The organism is Diaminobutyricibacter sp. McL0608 (assembly GCF_039613825.1).
GTDB lineage: Bacteria > Actinomycetota > Actinomycetes > Actinomycetales > Microbacteriaceae > Diaminobutyricibacter.
On sequence record NZ_CP154826.1, the window covers coordinates 2,009,540 to 2,029,262 of the forward strand.

Consider the following 19,723-nt stretch of genomic DNA (forward strand, 5'->3'; position numbering starts at 1 on the left):
TCCAAGGCTAGGTGAGACCACTGTCACTGCCGGCCGACACACGCAGGCGGCGCTCAGGAACACGGGCCAGGAACGACTGCCGGAAGCTCAGGCGCGCGAGGTGGGCTCGATGTGCAGCCAGTAGAAGTTCTGCGTGCCGAGAGTCAGGCTGAAGCGCCCGTCTTCTGCGACCGTCGGGAACTCCCCGCCGCCGAACAGGTCATAGAGTCTCGAACCGGCGAACTCCGGGGCCTCGAGGGTCACGGCCACGGGATTGTGCGCAAAGCTGAAGACGCACAGCACATCTTCGGGCAGGTCGCCGAAGTGAGTGCCGCTGCCGGCATACGAACGAACGAACGCAAGCACGGACTCGTGGTCGGTCTGCAGCACCCGGATCGATCCGAGCCCGAACACCGGATGCGCCTTGCGCACGTGGATGACGTTGCGGATCCAGTGAAGCAAGGACCGCGACTGGGCGAGCTGCGCTTCGACGTTGATCTGGTTGTAGTGGAAGACCAGCGACTGCACCACGGGGAGGAAGAGCTTGCCGGGGTCGGCCGTCGAGAACCCGGCATTGCGGTCGGGGGTCCACTGCATCGGAGTGCGCGAACTGTCCCGGTCTGGCAGCCAGATGTTGTCGCCCATCCCGATCTCGTCGCCGTAATAGAGGAACGGGCTGCCCGGCAGCGAGAAGAGCAGCGCGTGCGCCAGCTCGAGCTCGGCTCTCGAGTTGTCGAGCAGCGGAGCCAGCCGCCGACGGATGCCGATGTTGGCACGCATCCGCGGGTCGTACGCGTACCAGCCGTACATCGCCTGGCGGTACTCCTCGCTCACCATCTCGAGTGTGAGCTCGTCGTGGTTCCGCAGGAACACACCCCAGCCGGCACCCTCCGGGATGTCCGTCGTCTCGGAGAGGACCCGCACGAGCTCGCCCGCCTGCTGCGAGCGCAGCGAGTAGAAGATGCGCGGCATCACCGGGAAATCGAACGCCATGTGGCATTCGGGCTCGTCCTCCGTACCGAAGAACGCAGCGACCTCGCGCGGCCACTGGTTGGCCTCCGCGACCATGACCCGTCCGGGATATTCACGATCGACCATCGAGCGCAGACGCTTGATGAACTCGTGCGTCGGCGGCTCGCCCTCACCGTTGCCCTCGTCCGACTCGTACAGGTAGGGGATCGCATCCAGGCGGAATCCGTCAACGCCCATGTCGAGCCAATACCGGATGATGTCGAACATCGCCTCGTGCACGGCCGGGTTCTCGAAATTCAGGTCGGGCTGGTGCGAGAAGAAACGATGGAAGTAGAACTGCCGGCGCTCGGAGTCGAAAGCCCAGTTGGAATCCTCGGTGTCGACGAAGATGATGCGGATGTCCGGCCATTTGTCGTCTGTGTCGTTCCAGACGTAGAAGTCGCCGTAGGGTCCCTCGGGGTCGGATCGCGACTGCTGGAACCACTCGTGCTGGTCGGACGTATGGTTCAGCGGCAGGTCGATGATGACGCGCATATTGCGCTCGTGCGCTTTCGTCACCAGGTCTTTGAACTCGTCGATTGTTCCGAACTCGGGCAGGATCGTGCGGAAGTCCGATACGTCGTAGCCACCGTCTCGCAGCGGGGACGTGAAGAACGGCGGGAGCCAGAGCGCGTCGACCCCGAGCCACTGCAGGTAGTCCAGTTTCGAAGTGAGCCCCTGGAGGTCGCCCGAGCCGTCGCCGTTGCTGTCCACGAACGAGCGGATCATCACCTCGTAGAAGACGGAGCGGCGATACCACTGCGGATCGAGAGTGAGTCCTGGCAACGTGATGGGCGCGGTGAAGCTCACGATTCTCCTTCCGGGGCCGTGGCCTTCTGCAAGCGGTTACAACCGTTCGAGTCTAGGTCTTACTACCCGTGCCGTGTCTAGTGCATGCCTGAACAGGGACTGCGGATGTCCGGTGTGCACAGCCGCGCTGCCTAAACTTGAGCCTGATGATCGCTTCTTCGCCCTACGACGACCGTCTCGGTCGCATCCCCGTGCGCGCATGCGACGCCCAGGTCCTCGGCAGTACCACGCGGTACTGGGACTACGGCGAGCCGTCTGCCGCCACGTCGATCGTGCTGGTGCACGGGTTCCGCGGCGACCATCACGGACTCGAGCCGGTCGTCGCGCACCTCGACGGCTTCCGCCTGATCTCGCCCGACCTTCCCGGCTTCGGCGAGTCCGAACCGCTCCGGGATGCGCATCACGACATCGACGGGTACGCCCGGTGGCTTCGCGCCTTCGTGGCGGAACTCGGGCTGCGGGGCCGTGTCGTCATCCTGGGCCATTCCTTCGGGTCGATCGTCGTGTCCGCCGCCCTCGCCCGTCAGGCGCAACCGGACGACGTGCTCACTCCGGATGACGTCGTCCTCGTCAACCCGATCGCCGCGCCGGCACTGAAAGGTCCGCGTGGCATCCTTACGCGCCTCGCCGTCTTCTATTACTGGCTTGCGTCGGTCCTGCCGGAGAAGCTCGGCTTCGCGCTGCTGCGTAACGGAGCGATCGTGCGCGTGATGAGTGTGACCATGGCGAAGACCGACGACAAGGCCCTCCGTCGCTGGATCCACGATCAGCACGACCGCTATTTCAGCGCGTTCTCCGACCGACGTGTCGTACTCGAGGCGTTTCGCGCATCCGTCAGCAACGACGTGAGCGAGTTCGCCCCGAACGTGCCGGAACGCACTCTGCTGATCGCCGCGGACAAAGACGACATCACGCCGGTCGCAGCCCAGGAACGGCTGGTGAAGCTGTTCCCGGATGCGCGGCTGCACGTCATCGCGGACGTCGGTCACCTCATCCACTACGAGGTCCCCGCCGAAGCCGCCGGGCAGATAACCGCCTTCCTCGCCCAGCCGACCGCGGACGGAGCGCCATGAAGATCGTCTTCGACTGCCGCTACACCCGCATCGGACGTCACGACGGGATCAGCCGATACACCGCCGGGATCGTCACCGCGCTCGCGAAGCGCCACCCCGTCACCATGCTGATCAGCGACCATCGCCAACTGGAGATGCTCCCCGACCTGCCCTGGGAGATCGTCAGCGCACCCACGAGCGCGCGGGAGCCCTTCGTCGCCCGTCAGGTGAACAAGCTCAAACCTGACGTCGTCTTCACCCCCATGCAGACCATGGGGGGCTGGGGCCGGGACTACCGGCTCGTGCTCACCGTGCACGACCTCATCTACTATCGCAACCGCACACCACCGCGCGACCTCGCCTGGCCGATCCGCCTCCTGTGGCGCCTCTACCACCTCGCCTGGTGGCCGCAGCGGATGCTGCTGAATCGAGCGGATGCGGTCGTGACCGTCTCGCAGACCACCAAGAACCTGATCACGGAGCATCACCTGACCAGGCGACCGATCTCCGTCGTCATGAACGCCGCGGACGCTCCGGGCGCCTCGCACGCCGCTCCCGTCGTGCGTACGGCTCCGGTGAAGCGCAGTCTCGTGTACATGGGCTCCTTCATGCCGTACAAGAACGTCGACACCCTGGTGCGCGCCGTCGCAAAGCTCCCGGACTACGAACTGCACCTGATGAGCCGGATCGACGAGCGCGAACGCGAACGGCTGACTGCGATCGCGCCCGAGGCGCGAATCGTGTTCCACAACGGAGCAAGCGACGAGGACTACACGGATGCCCTGCGCGAGGCCACAGCACTGGTGACCGCATCCCTCGACGAAGGATTCGGCATCCCATTGGTGGAGTCGATGACGCTCGGGACACCGGTGGTCGTCAGCGACATCCCCATCTTCCGCGAGATCGGGGGAGACGCGGCCCTCTACTTCGACGCAGCCTCCGCCGACGAGCTGGTCGCGCGCATCCGCGCACTCGAGGCTCCTGGCGTGTGGGCCGAACGGTCCGCGCTGTCCGAGCGGGAAGCCGCCCGGTTCACCTGGGAGGCGTCGGCCGAGCACCTGCTGACCGTCCTGACAGCAGCGGCTGCGCGGTCGAGGCGCCGGCTGCGCTGACACCGGGAGCTGCGGCCGCGACCGTAGCGCACCGACCGGGTGGCGTCGCTACAGCACCGACGCGGTGAACAGGTCGCGCTCCTCGAGGCCCACGTTGAAACGGTCGAGCTCGAGACGTCCGTCGCGGTAGACGAACGTATGCACGGACCCGTTCGGGATGACCTCGCCAGGGCCCGGGAGTGCATGATCCGTCACGTGGCGGACAAGGGAGCCGATCACGCCGCCATGGCTGACGACGATCAGCGACTCGCCCTCGTGGCGCTCCGCCAGCTCGACCAGGGTCGGAAGCGCCCGTTCGACGACGGCGTCACGGCTCTCACGACCGGGAACCGCGGTCCCTTCCGGCCAGCGGGCGAGGATCTCCGGGCCGGTCAGACCCTCCGCCTCCCCGTAACGGCGCTCTGCCATCCCGTCGAGCGGCGTCGGAGTTCCAAGGGAGACATGGGTCGCGATGATGCTCGCCGTCTCGCTGGCGCGACTCAGCGGACTCGTGAAGATTGCATCCCATTCGCCTGTCGCGAGTGCGCGACCCGTCGCATCAGCCTGCGCCCGCCCGGTCGAGTTCAACGGAACGTCGGTCGAGCCCTGGATGCGCCTGGCCAGGTTCCAGTCGGTCTGGCCGTGGCGCACGAGCGACAGTCTGGTCACACGCATCCCTTCCCGGGACGGCCGACCCGCCGCACCGCCTCCGCAAGCGCGGACCGGATGCGCTTCAGGTGCGCGATCAGGCGGTGAGCCGGGCGGAGAGCTCCACGAGCGTCTCCGTCGTCCCTGCGTCCAGCTTAACTGTCGCGCGCGTATCGCCCTTGGTCACTCCACGGTTCACAATGACGATCGGGATGCGCCGACGACGGGCCTGCTCCAGGAGACGGATGCCCGAATTGACCACCAGGGACGAACCGGCGATGAGGAGCGCATCCGATCGCTGCACGAGTGCGCTCGCCTCACGAAACTTCTCGGCCGGCACGAACTCGCCGAAGAAGACCACGTCGGGCTTCAGTCTCCCGCCGCACACCGTGCAGTCCGGAACCACGAACGCATCGATATCCGTCACGATCGCGTCGCCGTCGGGTGCGATCTCCACCGCATCCGGCTGGTCGAGCCACGGGTTGGCCTCCTCGATGCGCGCGGAGATGCTCTCGCGCGCGAAGATCTGGCCGCAGTTGAGGCACAGCACGCGATCCATCGCGCCGTGCAGGTCGACGACCTTGCGCGAACCCGCGCGTGTGTGCAGCCCGTCGACGTTCTGCGTGATGACGCCGTTCAGTGCCCCGCCCGACTCGAGCTGAGCCAGGGCGCGATGACCCGGGTTCGGTTCGGCTGCGCGGAAACGGCGGTAGCCGAGGTGGCTGCCGGCCCAATACCGCTTGCGATGCGTGTCGCTCGCAAGGAACTGCTGGAACGTCATAGGCGTGCGCTGGGGAGCGCCCTCGCCACGATAGTCGGGAATGCCCGAGTCGGTGCTGACACCCGCACCGGTGAGAACGGCGAACGGCCGCGAGGCGAGAAGCTCCGCAGCACGGTCGAGGTCCCCCGCCACCTGCGCGTCCGGCTCGGTCGCCAATGCAGACATCCCCACCTCCCGATCCGGATGCGCCCGAAAGCACACCACTCTTCCTGAGTGTAAACACACCAGTTTTCCGGTTTGTTTCCGGCAACTGGCAATCTAGGAGCGCAACAGACACAGGAAGGCGGCACCCGAGTGCTCATCAAGCGGATCAGCGACCTGGACGATCCGGCGCTCGGAGACTACTCGCGCCTGACCGACGTCGCCCTGCGGCGCGTGAGCGAACCCGCCGGCGGCCTGTACATCGCGGAATCGACGAAGGTGATCACCCGCGCGCTGGCCGCCGGCCACCGGCCCCGCTCGGTGCTCCTGCAAGAGCAGTGGCTTCCCGATGTGGAACCGCTCCTCGCGGGATTTCCGGACCTACCCGTCTTCGTGGGGGACAGCGCACTGCTGGAACGGCTGACCGGCTACCACCTCCACCGGGGCGCACTGGCGGCGATGCACCGGCCGGCGCTCCCCGATCCGCGCGAACTGCTGCGGACCGCGACCCGCGTCGTCGTGCTCGAAGACATCGTCGACCACACCAACGTCGGGGCGATAGTACGTAATTGCGCAGCGCTGGGCGCGGACGCGATCCTCGTTACGCCGCGGTGCGCTGACCCCCTTTACCGTCGAAGCGTCCGTGTCTCAATGGGCACGATCTTTCAAGTGCCGTGGACCCGAATCGATCCGTGGCCGGAGGGTATGTCGATGCTTCGAGAGCACGGCTTCGTCACAGCGGCGCTGGCATTGAGTGACACCTCGATCAGCCTCGGTCAGCTCAGTGCTGACCTTCCGGACCGTCTCGCCCTCATCCTCGGAAGCGAGGGCGACGGGCTGAGCCGACGCACGATCGCCGATTCCGACCTAGTGGTACGTATACCGATGAAGGGCGGAGTTGATTCGCTCAACGTCGCCGCCGCATCTGCTGTCGCGCTGTGGGCTACGCAAGCCGAGCATCGATAGAGCTACCGGCGGACTTGGGGAAGCGGACCCATGCGCGGACGCGGATCGGCTCAGGAGTTAGCGCGGCCCGAACCCTGACGGGAGCGAGGTGAAACCTCCGCGTGGGTCGGGCGACGGCTCGGGCTCGTCGAAATGACGGTTCGCCGCGCCCGGAAGGCTCTGCGGCACCACCCGATTTCGCGCCGCGGCGACTATCGCGACAATCATCGCTGCAAGGAGCGCGGCACCGACGACGACGAGGATCCAGCCGACAGGACTTCCGGAGATCACCATGACAACACCGACCGGGCCGGTGAGCCACGCGCCGATTCCAGTCACGATCGTCAGACCTACGAGCAGCCCGAACCGCCTCCGGCGACGCTGTACCCGCTCGAACTCTTCAATCAGCGTGCTCACGTGAGGCACCCCCTTGTCCACAACCTACTCGATGTGAGCCGCACTTCGGAGCATTGATTCCGACCCGCTCATCGGCACTTTCGTGCAACCTAAACGCCATGGGCGCTCCAGGGCCGGTGATCGACCGCATCCGGTCGTCCGATCGTCTCCGGCACTCCCACGTCACCGGGATCGCGACGCTCGGGGGCCATTCAGGGCATCCACTGGAAGCCCGCATTATGATCTAACGCGTGCCAGATCAGCCCCGCCGTGAGACGCGCGTATCGACCAAGCGTCGAACGTACCGCAGGCGTCGCATCGTCGTCTTCGGCATCCTCGGGCTCTTCCTCGTCACCGTGATGTACGTGACAGGCTCGCTGGTAGCGCCGATGCCCGCGACGGCGGCCGTCACCGACCACGAGCAGTCGATCGCCCAGCCGGCAGCCCAGCTGTCCTGGCCCGGCTTCGGAGCGAGTGCTATCACCGCCCTCGACTATCCGGGCGTCTCCGAGTTCCACGGAACCAACGCCAGCCTTCCCATCGCAAGCATGACCAAGACGATCACCGCACTGGTGGTACTCGCGAAGAAGCCGCTCAAAGCGGGCGACGACGGTCCGAGCATCCACTTCACCGACGCTGACGTAAAAGTGTGGAACGAGGTCGTCGCTGAGGGCGGGTCGTGGGCACCGGTCGTCTCCGGAACGTCGATGAGCGAGAAACAAGCGCTCGAGGCGATGCTTCTACCGTCGGCCAACAACTATGCGATCTCGCTGGCGAACTGGGCCTACGGAAGCATGAGCGCGTACCTCGCGGCCGCGAAATCGTGGCTCGCCTCGCACAACCTCAGCGGCACGCACGTCGTCGACGCGAGCGGCCTCGATCCGGGTAGCCGCAGTACCACCAAAGACCTCATCGCGATCGGTAAGCTCGTGCTCGCCGATCCCGTGTTGCCTTCGATCGTCGCGACGAAAGCGGCGACCCTTCCCGGCGCGGGAATTCAGCAGAACACCAACGAGCTTCTGGGCGTCGACGGGATCGACGGGATCAAGACCGGAAACACCGATCAGGCCGGCAACTGCCTGATGTTCTCGGCCGACGTCGCCGTCGGATCGAGCAAAGTGCGTGTGCTCGGTGTCGTGATCGGCGCGCCGACCCACGATCAACTGTGGGCGGCGGTGAAGACGCTCCTCACCAGCATGCAGAACGGCTTCCATCAAGTCGACGTCGCCACCGACGGACAGGTCTTCGGAACCTACACGACAGTATGGGGCGCGAAGTCGAAGCTCGTCGCAACCGCGACCAAGACCTTCCTCGTGTGGTCGGACACCCCGGTCACTGTATCGATCCAGACGCGTCCGGTGCAGCTCGGCAACGCCGGCGAGGTCGTCGGCCAGGTCGCGTTCACGCTCAACGGCAAGACCGAGACGGCGCAGCTCGCGCTCAAGTCGAAGCTGCCCGATCCAGGCTTCTGGTGGCGTATGGCCCACCCGGGCGGCCTGGGAGCCTGACCCCTCCCCGCTGCGGTACGACCGGTCAGTCGCCCGGATAGCCCGGGTACACGAACGGGGCCGCTTCCGGACGCTTGGGAAGGACCTGATCACCCGACGACTGGTGACGGATCCGCCGGATCACCCACGGCACGAGGTATTCGCGGGCCCAGGACAGGTCTTCGGCCCGTGCCTGGCGCCAGGTGCGCACCGGCAGCGGCTCCGGCTCCAACGGCTGCAGGTCGTTGTCGACGTTGAGAGCGGCGAGCACCATCCGCGCGACCGTGTGGTGGCCGAGCGGGGCGAGATGCAGCCGGTCCGGTGCCCACATCCGCGCATCCTGAATCTCCGTCAACGACCACTGGTCGGCGACGATGCAGTCGTGGCGGGCTGCAACGGCCCGAACGTTCTCGTTGTAGATCGCCACCTTGCCGCGGATGCCCCGAAACACCGAGGAGAAGCCGACGTCCACGCCGGTGAAGACGACGACGGTAGCGCCATCGGACGTCAGACGGGCCACGGCTGCGTCGAACAGCGCAGCGATCTGGTCGGGGTCGGTGCCCGGGCGGATCACGTCGTTGCCGCCCGCGGAGATCGTCACCAGATCCGGACGCAGGGCCAGCGCGGGCTCCACCTGCTCATCGAGGATCTGCTTGATCAGCTTGCCCCGCACAGCCAGGTTGGCGTAGGCGAAATCCTCGGTCTGGCTGCTGAGCACTTCGGCCACACGATCGGCCCAGCCGCGGTGACCCCCAGGGCTGCCCGGCTCCGGATCACCGATGCCCTCGGTGAACGAGTCGCCGACCGCGACATAGCGGGACCAGGGATGCTGAGCTTCGGCCATGCATCCATTCTGCACGCGATCGGGTTCACACCTGCGCTGAGCCGTCCTCGTTGCTTCCGTCAGCTCTGTCCAGGGCAGTGAGCCGCGCGATCGCGTCCGCGTTCGTGCCGTAGAACGTGGTCCCGGCATCCAGACCGAACTCGCCGAGGATGCGGGCGAAGTCGGGACGCACGCGCGAGAACCCGAAAGTGAGTCCGCGCTCCAGCACCCACTCCTTGGTCTCGGCCACGCTGTCCGCGCCGGTGACGTCGATGTCGGTGATCGACTCGCAATCGATCACGACGTGACGAACCTTCTCGCGCGCATCCGACACGGCCGCCTCCACCGCATCCTTGAAAGCCGAGGCGTTTGCGAAGAACACCTGCGCGGCGAAACGGATCACGACGATTCCCGGCGCTGTCACGAACCCGCGCGGCTGCACCCCCATGAGGGCTCCCTCTGGCACGTCCTGCGCGTTCAGCACATCCGCCGGCGGGTCAGCCGCCCGCTTCGCAAGGTTGACGAGGGCCAGCACGAAAGCGACGAGGATGCCCTGGATCGGTCCGACGAGCAAGGAGGTGAGGAAGCACGCCGCCGCGACAGCGAACTCGAACTTGCGCACCCGCCAGAGCGCAGCCATTTCGCCGAACCCGAGAAGCGGTACGACGGCCACCGTGATGATCGCACCGATCGCGGGCGAGGGGATGTGCTCCAGCACGCTCGTGCCGAAGACCACGAGCAGCAGCGTCGCGACCGCTGTCACGAGCGCCGGCACCTGCGTGCGGGAACCGGCCTGGTCCATTGCGGCAGTCCTGGACGTGGAAGACCCCATCGTGAACGCGCCCGACGCGCCTGCCGCGATGTTGGCAGCGCCGAACGCGAAAAGGTCCCGGTTCAGATTCACGGGGTAGTTCCGTTTCCCCGCGTAGGCGCGAGACCAGCAGGCCCTCGCCCATCGCCACGATCGTCAACGCTGCAGCGCTCGGGATCAGAGCGAGCCAGGAACCCCAGCTGATGATCGGCCACGTGAGCTGTGGTGGCCCCGCCTGCACCGTACCGAGGACGGCGACACCCGCATCCTCGAGCCCCAGCGTCGCGGTCAGGATCGTCGCGAGAGCCAAAGCGACCAGTGCCCAGGGAACATGCGGAAGCAACCTGCGGCCGACCAGGATGATCGCGATCGAGACAGTCGCGATCAGCACGGACCAGATGTTCAGCATCGGGAGACCAGTGATCAGCTGCTCCACTTTGACGACGAACTCCTCACCCGACTGGATCTTCACGCCCAGCATCTTGGCGACCTGGTCGAGAAGGATGTCGAGTGCGAGACCGCCGACGAAGCCGGTCAGGATCGGCTTCGAGAGGAAGTTCGCTAGAAATCCCAGTTTGAAGAATGCGCAGATGAGGAACATCGCGCCGCCGATGATCGCCTGCGCGAGTGCGAGGGTCGCATAGTCCTTGCCGCCTGCGACAGCCAGGCCGCCGAGGCTGGAGGCGACCAAGGCGGACGCCGCGGCGTCCGGAGATGCGACCAGCTGACGTGACGACGCGGCCAGCGCCCAGATCGCCGCGGGCACGATCAGCGCATACAGACCCGCGGTCGCAGGAAGGCCCGCGATCTGCGCATAGCCGATGTTCACAGGCAGCGCAATCGCCAGAAGTGTCACCCCGGCGAGCAACTCGCGGAGGAGGTTGTGCCGCGTGAGACCGGGAAGCACGGCTCGGGGTCTGGCGACTCGATCGGTCTGAACCACATCGCTCATGATCCGACCTCCCGATCGAACGCCTGTTGGCTGCGAGCCTAGTGGCGGGCGTCCGGCTGCCACCAGCGCGCAGTGCCACCGCCTCGTGCCACCAGCGTGCCGTGCGCAGGCAGACGGCTCCTACTGGTTTACTGCGGTCATGGACAAGATCGCGAGCTTCTTCCAGGACGCGAACCTGTCGGGCTGGGACATCACCTTCGCGATCCTCTCGCTGGTCGCGGGGTTCGTCTTCGGCTCGCTCGCGAAGAGGGCCGTGCTGGCGGTCGGCCGGAGATGGCCCAACGTGAGCAGCGCACTCGTCGCGCTGCTGGCGCGCGTCTCGAAATACATCATCGTGCTCCTCGGTGTCGGCATCGCGCTGACCTTCCTGGGTGCCAATCTGCAGCCGCTGATCGTCAGTGCCATCATCGTGGGACTGATCGCCGCACTCGCCCTGCGCGACATCGCCGGCAACTGGGGTGCCGCGATCGTGCTGCAGTCCCGGCGTCCGATCGACCTCGGTCAGTGGGTCGAGACCCAGGGATATGTCGGCACAGTCCAGGACATGAACGCACGTGCGGTCATCATCCACACTCTCGACGGCAGAAGCGTTCACCTCCCGAACTCGTCCGTGCTCGACAACCCGCTCATCAACCGGAGCGAGCGCGGCGACCTCAGAACGAGCATCCAGGTGAGGATGCTCTCGACCGACTCGTTCGAGACCCTGTCCGCCGTCGTGGCCGATGCTGCAGCCTCAGCCGAGGGTCTCAGCGACCGGCCCGTGCAGATCCGGGCGATACAGCTCGCAGACGACAGGATGACATTCGGCGTCGACTTCTGGCACGATCCGTCCGCCCAGGAGATCGTGACCTCCAACGTCATCGTTGCGGTCACTGTCGCCCTGCGGACGGCCGGGATAAGCGCGACCGTCACCTCGCTCGAGACGGCTGACCCGGTCATCCCGCAGCCGTCTGTCTGAGGACGCGGCGGTTCGACCCGGCCGACCGGGCCGAGCCGTCCGACTCATCCGACCCGTCCGCGGCTGTCGGTGGGAGCCGGTAAATTGGTTCCAAGTGGATACGCCGACCTTGCCTCCGACACCCGAACGCCAGGGTGCGCACGTCGGTACCTTCGCGGCGGAGCATCTGTCGCCATCGTTCCCCGAGCGCGCAGCGTGGGGTACCGCCAGCAAGCTCCGCGCGTGGCAGGCGGAAGCGCTCGACGCATACTTCGTCCACGAGCCGCGCGACTTCCTCGCGGCCGCGACCCCCGGGGCGGGCAAGACCACATTCGCCCTCCGTCTCGCGACGGAACTGCTTGCGCGGCGCGTGGTCGAACGCGTGACGGTCGTGGCACCCACGGAACACCTCAAACGGCAGTGGGCGGAGGCGGCCGAGCGGGTCGGCATCCGCCTCGACCCGACGTTCAAGAACGCGGACGGCCGCTACGGCCGCCATTACAAGGGTGTCGCCGTCACCTACGCCCAGGTGGCCATGCGGCCGAGCCTCCACCGTGACATCACCGACAACTACCGTACGCTGGTCATCCTCGACGAAGTCCATCACGGCGGTGACGCTCTCAGCTGGGGCGACGGAATCCGCGAGGCGTTCGAAACCGCCACCCGGCGGCTCGCGCTCACCGGAACTCCATTCCGGTCCGATACGGCGCCCATCCCGTTCGTGACATACCTGCCCGACCGTCACGGCATCCGGACCTCGCAGACCGACTACAACTACGGCTACGGTCGCGCCCTCGAAGACGGCGTCGTGCGGCCGGTCATCTTCATGATCTACGCGGGTCACATGCGATGGCGCACGAAGGCCGGCGACGAGATGGAGGCGCGGCTCGGCGAAGGCAACACGAAAGACATCACCTCCCAGGCGTGGCGTACAGCGCTCGACCCCAAGGGGGAGTGGATACCCGCGGTGCTGAGCGCGGCGAATCGCCGGCTCACCGAGGTGCGGAACACGATCCCGGATGCGGGCGGTCTCGTCATCGCCACCGACCACTACACCGCGCGCGCCTACGCCGACATCCTCCGTCAGCTCACCGGAGAACCGGTCACGGTCGTGCTCTCGGATGAGAAAGAGGCGAGCGAGCGGATCGAAGAGTTCTCGAAAGGGGCCTCGAGATGGATGGTCGCCGTGCGCATGGTGTCCGAAGGCGTCGACGTGCCCCGGCTGTCCGTAGGCGTCTATGCGACCAGCGCATCCACTCCGCTGTTCTTCGCGCAGGCGATCGGGCGATTCGTTCGTGCGCGTCGCCGCGGCGAAACGGCGTCAGTGTTCCTGCCGAACGTGCCGATGCTGATGAGCCTGGCGGCCCAGCTCGAACTCGAGCGAGACCACGCCCTCGACCGCATCCGCACCGGCGAAGAAGAAGGCGACCTCTACAACCCCGAAGACGCCATGGTCGCCGAAGCGAATCGGGACGACAAGGCGTCAGACAGCCTCCAGGACCTGTTCGCGTTCGAAGCGCTCGCTTCCGAAGCGAACTTCGATCGTGTCCTCTACGACGGCGCCGAGTTCGGCAGCTACGCCGTACCCGGCAGCGATGAAGAACACGACTTCATCGGACTGCCCGGCATCCTCGAACCGGAACAGGTACACGAACTCCTCACCCAGCGCCAGGCGCGACAAGCACGGCGGGGGTCGTCGCGACCCCAGCAGGCCGGGAGCGCAGAGAACGCGGCCCACCCGCCCGCGCCGCTGTACCGCAACCTCAAAGAACAACGGAGTCTGCTGAACAGCCTTGTCGGCCTGTACGCGAAGAACACCGGCGAAGCGCACGGTCTCGTCCACGCCGAACTGCGTCGCGTGTGCGGCGGTCCGGCCGTCGCCCAGGCCAGCGTCACGCAGTTGCAGGCACGAATCGACTTCCTGCGGCGTCGGCTCGGCTCGTAGCGCCGTCCCAGTCGGTCTGAGGGTTCTAGGCTTCTGTCATGACCGCAGAGAACGGGAACCACGACGACGAGCCGCACCGCGAAGGACTCGCCCAACGGCTCAACTGGCTGAGAGCGGGAGTGCTTGGCGCGAACGACGGCATCGTATCCGTGGCCGCCATCGTCGTCGGTGTCGCCAGTGCAACAAGTGCCATCCCGCCCATCCTCACAGCCGGCCTCGCCGGGCTGGTCGGCGGGGCCGTCTCGATGGCCCTCGGCGAATACGTGTCGGTGAGCAGCCAGAGAGACAGTGAGCACGCCCTCATCGAAAAAGAGAAACGCGAACTCGCCGAAATGCCGGAAGAAGAGTTCGAAGAACTCGCCGGACTGTACGAGGCGAAAGGTCTCACCAAGGCGACCGCGCGGCAGGTCGCCCTCGAACTCACCGAGCACGACGTGCTCGCGGCACACCTGTCCGCGGAACTGAACATCGACCAGAACGATGTGGTCAGCCCGTGGCACGCGGCCATCGCCTCCGCTATCGCCTTCACGATCGGTGGGATTCTTCCGCTGCTGTCCATCCTGTTCCTGCCCGCGTCGATCCGGATCATCGTGACGTTCGTGGTCGTGTTGATCGCCCTCGCGATCACGGGCTATGTCGCTGCATACATCGGGGGAAGCTCGCGTGGCCGCGCGATGGTTCGTGTCGTCATCGGTGGTGCGCTCGCGTTGATTGCGACGTTCCTCATCGGCTCGCTGCTCGGAACCACAGGAATCGCCTGATCATTTCTCAGGCTGCTCGGGCTTCAGCGGAAGTCGCGCGAGTTCGTCCGTATCCCCGTCGTGAGGGTTTCCAGTCGATCCGCGATCACGTTGACCACGCCCTCCTCTGACCGTTCGAGCATTCCGCGGATGATCATCGCCGGAGCTTCCCTCGCGACCCTCCGGTAGCGGTTCCACACCCCGACCGGGCACACCACATTGACAAGTCCGGTCTCGTCTTCGAGGTTGAGGAAGGTCACTCCGCCTGCCGTCGCCGGGCGCTGCCGATGGGTGACGACACCGCCGACTTCGATGCGTCTGCCGGTTTCCGCTCCCATCAGCTGGTCCGCCCGGTACACCCCCCGATCGCTCAACTGCGGCCGCAGGAACCGGATGGGATGGTCGTCTGTCGAGATCCCCGTCGCCCACAGGTCGGACGCGAGCTGTTCCGGCGGGGTGAGCATCGGCAGCAGGGGAGGCTGCACGGTGATCGTCGTCCCACTCAGGTAGTCGGGTTTCTCCTGTGCCGCGTTGCCCGCCTCCCAGATCGCCTGTCGCCGGCTGAGTCCCAGCGTGTCGAACGCTCCCGCGGTCGCGAGTGCCTCCAGCTGAGCCACATTCAGCCCGACCCGGCGCACCAGGTCGCCGAGGTCGGTGTAGGCGCCATGGGTGGTCCGTTCGGTCACGATCCGTTCAGCGAGCTTCTCGCCGATCGACGTGACACCGGCGAGTCCCAGCCGTACGGCGAATCCTGCGTCCCTCCGATGTGCGTTGTAGTCGAGCGGAACCGAACGATCGAACGAAGCGATCGGAGGCTGGTCGGGGTCGACGCACGTCGTGACGGGTGACCCGCCTGCGGCTGGTTCGAGCGGGGCAGTCGCTTCGAGCGGCTCGAGCACGGGGAACACCTCGGAACGCAGGATGTCGGGGCGCAGCACCTCCACCCCGTGCCTGCGCGCATCCGCCGTCAGCGTTCGCGGCGAGTAGAAGCCCATCGGCTGCGCCCGCAGCAGTGCCGCCAGGAACGCACCGGGGTAGTGCAGTTTCATCCAGGAGCTCACGTACACGAGCAGCGCGAAACTGATCGCGTGGCTTTCGGCGAAACCGAAATTCGCGAACGCTTCGATCTTGCCGTAGATCGCATCCGCGTCGGCTCCCGTGATGCCGTTGCCGGCCATGCCCGTGTACAGCTTCTCCCGTAGCGACCCGATCTTCTCCTGGCCACGTTTGGAGCCCATCGCCCGCCTCAGCAGGTCTGCGTCTTCGGCAGTGCAATCGCCGACAGCGACCGCCATCTGCATCAGCTGCTCCTGGAACAGCGGCACACCGAGGGTGCGTTCGAGCACCGGTTCGAGGGCCGGATGCAGGTAGGTCACCTCCTCTTTGCCGAGCTTGCGACGGATGTACGGATGCACGGCACCGCCCTGGATCGGCCCCGGCCGGATGAGGGCGATCTCGATGACCAGGTCGTAGAACTCGCGGGGCTGCAGCCTGGGGAGCGTGCCGATCTGCGCCCGGCTCTCGACCTGGAAGACCCCGATCGAATCCGCGCGGCACAGCATGTCGTAGACGCCCTGCTCCTCTTTTGGGATGGTGTCGAGTGTCCACTGCTCCCCGATGGCGGACGCGATCGTCTTCATCGAGTAGTCGAGTGCACTGAGCATCCCGAGTCCGAGCAGGTCGAACTTGACCAGGCCCATCCAGGCGCAGTCGTCTTTGTCCCACTGCAACACCGTGCGGTTCTCCATGCGGGCGTGTTCTATGGGGCAGACCTCGCCGACCGGACGATCGGTGAGCACCATACCGCCGGAGTGGATGCCCAGATGCCGTGGGAACCGCAGTACCTGCTGCGCGAGTTCGACCACGTTGTCAGGGATGTCGTGGTCGACGCTGGTCTGCACCGACCCCCACGAATCGATCTGCTTCGACCAGCCGTCCTGCTGTCCGGGGCTGTAGCCGAGCGCCTTCGCCATATCGCGGACCGCGTTCTTCGGTCGGTACGTGATCACGTTCGCCACCTGTGCCGCATTGAGGCGTCCGTAGCGACGGTAGACGTACTGGATGACCTCTTCACGACGATCCGAATCGAAATCCACGTCGATGTCGGGCTCCTCTTCGCGCATGCTCGACAGGAATCGCTCGAACGGCAGGTTGTATTTGATCGAGTCGACGGCTGTGATGTCGAGCAGGTAGCAGACCGCCGAGTTCGCGGCCGACCCCCGGCCCTGGCAGAGGATGCCCTGTGCGCGGGCGAATTTCACGATGTCGTAGACGATGAGGAAGTAGCCGGGGAAATCTTTTGCCTCGATGACGTCGAGTTCACGCTGGATCCGCTCCCGCTTCGCATTGTGTCTCGCGGATTCGAGGCCGGGGTATTTCCGTGCCGCCCCCTGCCAGGTCAGTTCGCGCAGCCAGCTCATCGGTGTGTGACCCTCAGGCACATCCTGTTTCGGAAGCTTCGGGCGTGCACTGCGCAACCGGAACGACAGCTCATCGGCGATCTCGACTGTGCGCTCGACTGCTCCGGGGTAGCGGGCGAATCGTGTCGCCATTTCGCGTCCGCTGCGCAGATGCGCGCCATCGGATGCGGGCAGCCAGCCATCCATTTCGTCGAGACTTCTGCGGGCACGCACCGAGGCGAGAGCAGAAGCCAGCGGGTACTGTGCAGGTGTCGCGTAGTGGACGTTGTTGGTCGCCACCACCGAAAGCCCGTGCCGGGCAGCGATCTCCGCCAGCGCATCGTTGTCGGTACTGTCGAGCGGATTGCCCTGGTCGACCAGCTCCACGAGCACGTTCTCGTGACCGAACCGCTCCACGAGCTCCATGACCTCGCGTTCCGCAGCCGCTGCATCGGGTGCGGGGCTCCTGACACCGCCGCCGAGGACTGTGCCGCCCAGGGGAGTGCCGCCCCGAGAGCTCCCGGCGCCCGACCATGGAAGACCACCCGAGAGGGCGCGCCGGACGGCGCCTTTGCGGCAGCCGGTCAGGATCATCCATTCCCCGCCTGCCCGGTCGGCCAGATCGTCGAGGTCGTACACCGGGCGACCTTTCTCCGCACCGGCGAGCTGCCCCGCCGTCAACGCTCCGGCCAGGCGATGGTACCCCTCCTCCTGTCTGGCCAGAACGACCAGATGGCTGCCTTCGGGGTCGGCTTCACCGTTCTGCGGTTTGCTCAGGTCGAGTGACAGTTCGGCCCCGAAGATCGTCTTCACCCGGTCGTACCCCTCCGCTGCCTCAGCAAGGTGCACGATGCCGTACAGTCCGTCGTGGTCGGTCAGTGCCAGCCCGTGCAGTCGCAGCCGGGTGGCTTCTTCGAGCAGCTCTTCGGGCGAGCTCGCACCGTCGAGAAAACTGAAGTTGGAGTGCGCGTGGAGTTCCGCATACGGCACGTGGTCCGGATCGGGCTGGTCGTCGTCCGGCAGTTCGCGTGGCAGGTATGGCTCACGTTTGCGCGACCACGCCGGACTGTCGCCACCGTCGCCGTCGTGCGGCGGTCCTCCGGTGCGACGGGTGTCGGACAGGCGCCGTTCGAATTCCGCCCACGGGATCGGTGGATTGTTCCAGCCCATCATTCACCCCCGTGCCCGGATGCTGCGCTGCCGCGGATGCTGCGGATGGCGTGCTCAGTCATAGCGGGCCTCCGCCGACCATTCCTCGCCGTCGAGGATGAGCAGCCAGGCCGTGTCGTCCGCATCGACCACCTGGAATCGCTGGATGCTGCGCTGCTGGGCCGCATCCCACCATCGTTCGAGGATGGGCCACGGCCCAGCCCATCCGCTGACTTCACGCGCGTCCCGGATGGACCCGGTTGCCGAGAACAACGCCACCTCTGCCGAGACTGTGCCGCGGTCGTCGACGAAGACCGGCTCGCCGACAGATGAGAACACCCCGACCCTGCGTCGTGTCTCGAACACCGTCGCCGGTGCCGGCGCCGGCAGACTTCCCGGCCACGGCTGCTTCGCACCTGCCGCTCCGGTCGCCCGGTCACCCCAGGCAACCAACTGCTGGCGTTCGGCCAGAATACGGCCCCCACCGATGGTGGCAGTGAGCACAGCGTCATGGCCGAGCATGCTCTGCACCCGGGAAAGACCGTGATGGATCCGTTCGTCTGCCCCGCCGCCCCACAGCCCCTCTTCGTGATGGCCGATGTCGTCGACACTTTCCGGCGTCACCCGCACCTGGACGATCGGCGATCCCAGCCCACTGTCGATCGCTCCGCTTCCCTGCAGTTGCCAGCGCACCCGGTCGACCACATCCGTCACGCTGAACAGGCGTGGGTGCAGCCAGGTGCGTTCGCTGACCTGGCCGGACTCCGAAGTCACTTCGATGCGGATGGATGTGCACACCAGTCCCGCTTTCGTGAGTCCAGCGATGAAGGTGTCGGCCGTCGCCCGGAAGGCGAACGTGACCTGGTCGATGCGGTCGAGGGGCGGTTCGAATTCGATTGTGCGGTCCAGTTGTTTCGGGGGAGTGCGCGGTACGACTCCAGCACTGTCGAGTCCGCTCGCCAGCAGGTGGCTGCGGGCACCCAGTTCGCCGAACCGTTCGCGCACATCGGTGGTGTCGAGCGCAGCCAGGTCACCCAGGGTGTGGATGCCGAGTCGCCGGAACAGCGCTGTCAGCTCCGCCTGGGGGAGCAGGGAGACCGGAAGCAATGCCAGGAAGTCCGGCGACTGTCCGGCCGGGATGATGCGGATGGCGTCACGCCCGGTGCTCCTGGCCGCCTGCTCAGCAGCGAACGGCCCGTCGGCGATGCCTACCCTGGCACCGGCGATGTCGAATCTCTCGAGGCAGCGAAGGATTTCAGCCGCCGCGAGTTGCTCACTGCCGTAGTAGCGGCTGGGACCCCTGGCACGGAGCACGCATGTTCCCGGACGGACCAGCTGAACGCCGGGCATGATCTCTTCGATCGCGGCAAGGACGGGTTCGAAGGCGCGTGCGTCGAGGACGGGATCGTAGGGGAACACCTGCAGTTGCGTGCATCTCGCCTGTGCTTCCCGGACGCGGAGACCACGTTTGACCCCTTCCGCCCGCGCAGCCGGCGAGCAGGCGAAGACGAGGTTGCGTTCCACGAGGGCGACAGGGATGTCGTCTGCAAGTTGCTGAGCATGCATCGTCGCGATGACCGGCCAATCCGGGCACCACAACACGATCGCCCTTGTCACGGCCGGCAT

General features: G+C 66.2%; 15 protein-coding genes and 1 pseudogene. 7 read left to right on the top strand and 9 right to left on the bottom strand.

The window, feature by feature from the left end; translation table 11 throughout:
- Positions 1-87 precede the first annotated feature (87 nt).
- Positions 88-1,800: a maltose alpha-D-glucosyltransferase gene (treS, locus tag AAYO93_RS09490; protein ID WP_345764733.1), complete on the bottom strand. Its 1,713-nt coding sequence runs from the start codon at positions 1,798-1,800 to the stop codon at positions 88-90.
- A gap of 146 nt (positions 1,801-1,946) precedes the next feature.
- Here treS and AAYO93_RS09495 point away from each other — a divergent pair, with 146 nt between their 5' ends.
- A complete protein-coding gene (locus AAYO93_RS09495; protein WP_345764734.1) occupies positions 1,947-2,873 on the top strand; it encodes an alpha/beta fold hydrolase in 927 nt (308 codons plus the stop codon).
- The gene (locus AAYO93_RS09500; RefSeq protein ID WP_345764735.1) at positions 2,870-3,964 is read left to right on the top strand and encodes a glycosyltransferase family 4 protein; all 1,095 of its coding nucleotides are present in this window, start codon (positions 2,870-2,872) and stop codon (positions 3,962-3,964) included. The genes AAYO93_RS09495 and AAYO93_RS09500 overlap by 4 nt, the downstream gene beginning before the upstream one ends.
- Before the next feature lie 48 nt (positions 3,965-4,012).
- Here AAYO93_RS09500 and AAYO93_RS09505 read toward each other — a convergent pair whose 3' ends face one another.
- Positions 4,013-4,612 carry a histidine phosphatase family protein gene (locus AAYO93_RS09505; protein WP_345764736.1) on the bottom strand — a complete coding sequence of 200 codons (600 nt, stop codon included), beginning with the start codon at positions 4,610-4,612 and terminating at the stop codon, positions 4,013-4,015.
- 76 nt (positions 4,613-4,688) lie between these two features.
- Positions 4,689-5,537 (bottom strand): Sir2 family NAD-dependent protein deacetylase, encoded by an 849-nt coding sequence (locus AAYO93_RS09510; protein WP_345764737.1) that lies wholly within the window; start codon positions 5,535-5,537, stop codon positions 4,689-4,691.
- 129 nt (positions 5,538-5,666) lie between these two features.
- Between AAYO93_RS09510 and AAYO93_RS09515 the strand changes: the two genes are divergently transcribed.
- Complete coding sequence (locus AAYO93_RS09515) at positions 5,667-6,479, top strand: TrmH family RNA methyltransferase (RefSeq protein ID WP_345764738.1); 813 nt, start codon at positions 5,667-5,669, stop codon at positions 6,477-6,479.
- Positions 6,480-6,536: 57 nt separating this feature from the next.
- Here AAYO93_RS09515 and AAYO93_RS09520 read toward each other — a convergent pair whose 3' ends face one another.
- Positions 6,537-6,875, bottom strand: a complete 339-nt coding sequence (locus AAYO93_RS09520) for a hypothetical protein (RefSeq protein WP_345764739.1) — start codon at positions 6,873-6,875, stop codon at positions 6,537-6,539.
- A gap of 230 nt (positions 6,876-7,105) precedes the next feature.
- On the opposite strand from AAYO93_RS09520, the gene AAYO93_RS09525 reads away from it, so the two are divergent.
- Entirely contained in the window at positions 7,106-8,362 is a 1,257-nt protein-coding gene (locus AAYO93_RS09525) for a D-alanyl-D-alanine carboxypeptidase family protein (protein WP_345764740.1), read from the top strand.
- Between the two features lie 25 nt (positions 8,363-8,387).
- On the opposite strand, the gene AAYO93_RS09530 is transcribed toward AAYO93_RS09525, so the two are convergent.
- The 3 genes and pseudogenes from AAYO93_RS09530 to AAYO93_RS09545 form a co-directional block, all read right to left on the bottom strand.
- A complete protein-coding gene (locus tag AAYO93_RS09530; protein ID WP_345764741.1) occupies positions 8,388-9,185 on the bottom strand; it encodes an SGNH/GDSL hydrolase family protein in 798 nt (265 codons plus the stop codon).
- 25 nt (positions 9,186-9,210) lie between these two features.
- Positions 9,211-9,738 (bottom strand): sodium-independent anion transporter, encoded by a 528-nt coding sequence (locus AAYO93_RS09535; RefSeq protein WP_345764854.1) that lies wholly within the window; start codon positions 9,736-9,738, stop codon positions 9,211-9,213.
- A 75-nt stretch (positions 9,739-9,813) separates the two neighbouring features.
- Positions 9,814-10,927: pseudogene (locus AAYO93_RS09545) on the bottom strand (SulP family inorganic anion transporter); the annotation flags it as partial.
- A 139-nt stretch (positions 10,928-11,066) separates the two neighbouring features.
- Between AAYO93_RS09545 and AAYO93_RS09550 the strand changes: the two are divergent.
- From AAYO93_RS09550 to AAYO93_RS09560, 3 genes are all read left to right on the top strand, one after another.
- Entirely contained in the window at positions 11,067-11,885 is an 819-nt protein-coding gene (locus AAYO93_RS09550) for a mechanosensitive ion channel family protein (RefSeq protein ID WP_345764742.1), read from the top strand.
- 94 nt (positions 11,886-11,979) lie between these two features.
- Positions 11,980-13,809 carry a DEAD/DEAH box helicase gene (locus AAYO93_RS09555; protein WP_345764743.1) on the top strand — a complete coding sequence of 610 codons (1,830 nt, stop codon included), beginning with the start codon at positions 11,980-11,982 and terminating at the stop codon, positions 13,807-13,809.
- A gap of 38 nt (positions 13,810-13,847) precedes the next feature.
- Positions 13,848-14,570: a VIT1/CCC1 transporter family protein gene (locus AAYO93_RS09560; RefSeq protein WP_345764744.1), complete on the top strand. Its 723-nt coding sequence runs from the start codon at positions 13,848-13,850 to the stop codon at positions 14,568-14,570.
- A 23-nt stretch (positions 14,571-14,593) separates the two neighbouring features.
- Here AAYO93_RS09560 and AAYO93_RS09565 read toward each other — a convergent pair whose 3' ends face one another.
- Both AAYO93_RS09565 and AAYO93_RS09570 read right to left on the bottom strand, forming a co-directional pair.
- Positions 14,594-18,118 carry an error-prone DNA polymerase gene (locus AAYO93_RS09565; RefSeq protein ID WP_345764855.1) on the bottom strand — a complete coding sequence of 1,175 codons (3,525 nt, stop codon included), beginning with the start codon at positions 18,116-18,118 and terminating at the stop codon, positions 14,594-14,596.
- Between the two features lie 54 nt (positions 18,119-18,172).
- Entirely contained in the window at positions 18,173-19,723 is a 1,551-nt protein-coding gene (locus tag AAYO93_RS09570) for a DNA polymerase Y family protein (RefSeq protein WP_345764745.1), read from the bottom strand.

What these genes read in the sequence shown, in the direction of transcription:
- AAYO93_RS09565 (WP_345764855.1), bottom strand. Translation starts at nt 18,118, where the DNA reads ATGGGCTGGAACAATCCACCGATCCCGTGGGCGGAATTCGAACGGCGC.
- AAYO93_RS09560 (WP_345764744.1), top strand. Translation starts at nt 13,848, where the DNA reads ATGACCGCAGAGAACGGGAACCACGACGACGAGCCGCACCGCGAAGGA.
- AAYO93_RS09510 (WP_345764737.1), bottom strand. Translation starts at nt 5,537, where the DNA reads ATGTCTGCATTGGCGACCGAGCCGGACGCGCAGGTGGCGGGGGACCTC.
- AAYO93_RS09530 (WP_345764741.1), bottom strand. Translation starts at nt 9,185, where the DNA reads ATGGCCGAAGCTCAGCATCCCTGGTCCCGCTATGTCGCGGTCGGCGAC.
- AAYO93_RS09495 (WP_345764734.1), top strand. Translation starts at nt 1,947, where the DNA reads ATGATCGCTTCTTCGCCCTACGACGACCGTCTCGGTCGCATCCCCGTG.
- AAYO93_RS09550 (WP_345764742.1), top strand. Translation starts at nt 11,067, where the DNA reads ATGGACAAGATCGCGAGCTTCTTCCAGGACGCGAACCTGTCGGGCTGG.
- AAYO93_RS09570 (WP_345764745.1), bottom strand. Translation starts at nt 19,723, where the DNA reads ATGCCGGCCGTGACAAGGGCGATCGTGTTGTGGTGCCCGGATTGGCCG.
- AAYO93_RS09500 (WP_345764735.1), top strand. Translation starts at nt 2,870, where the DNA reads ATGAAGATCGTCTTCGACTGCCGCTACACCCGCATCGGACGTCACGAC.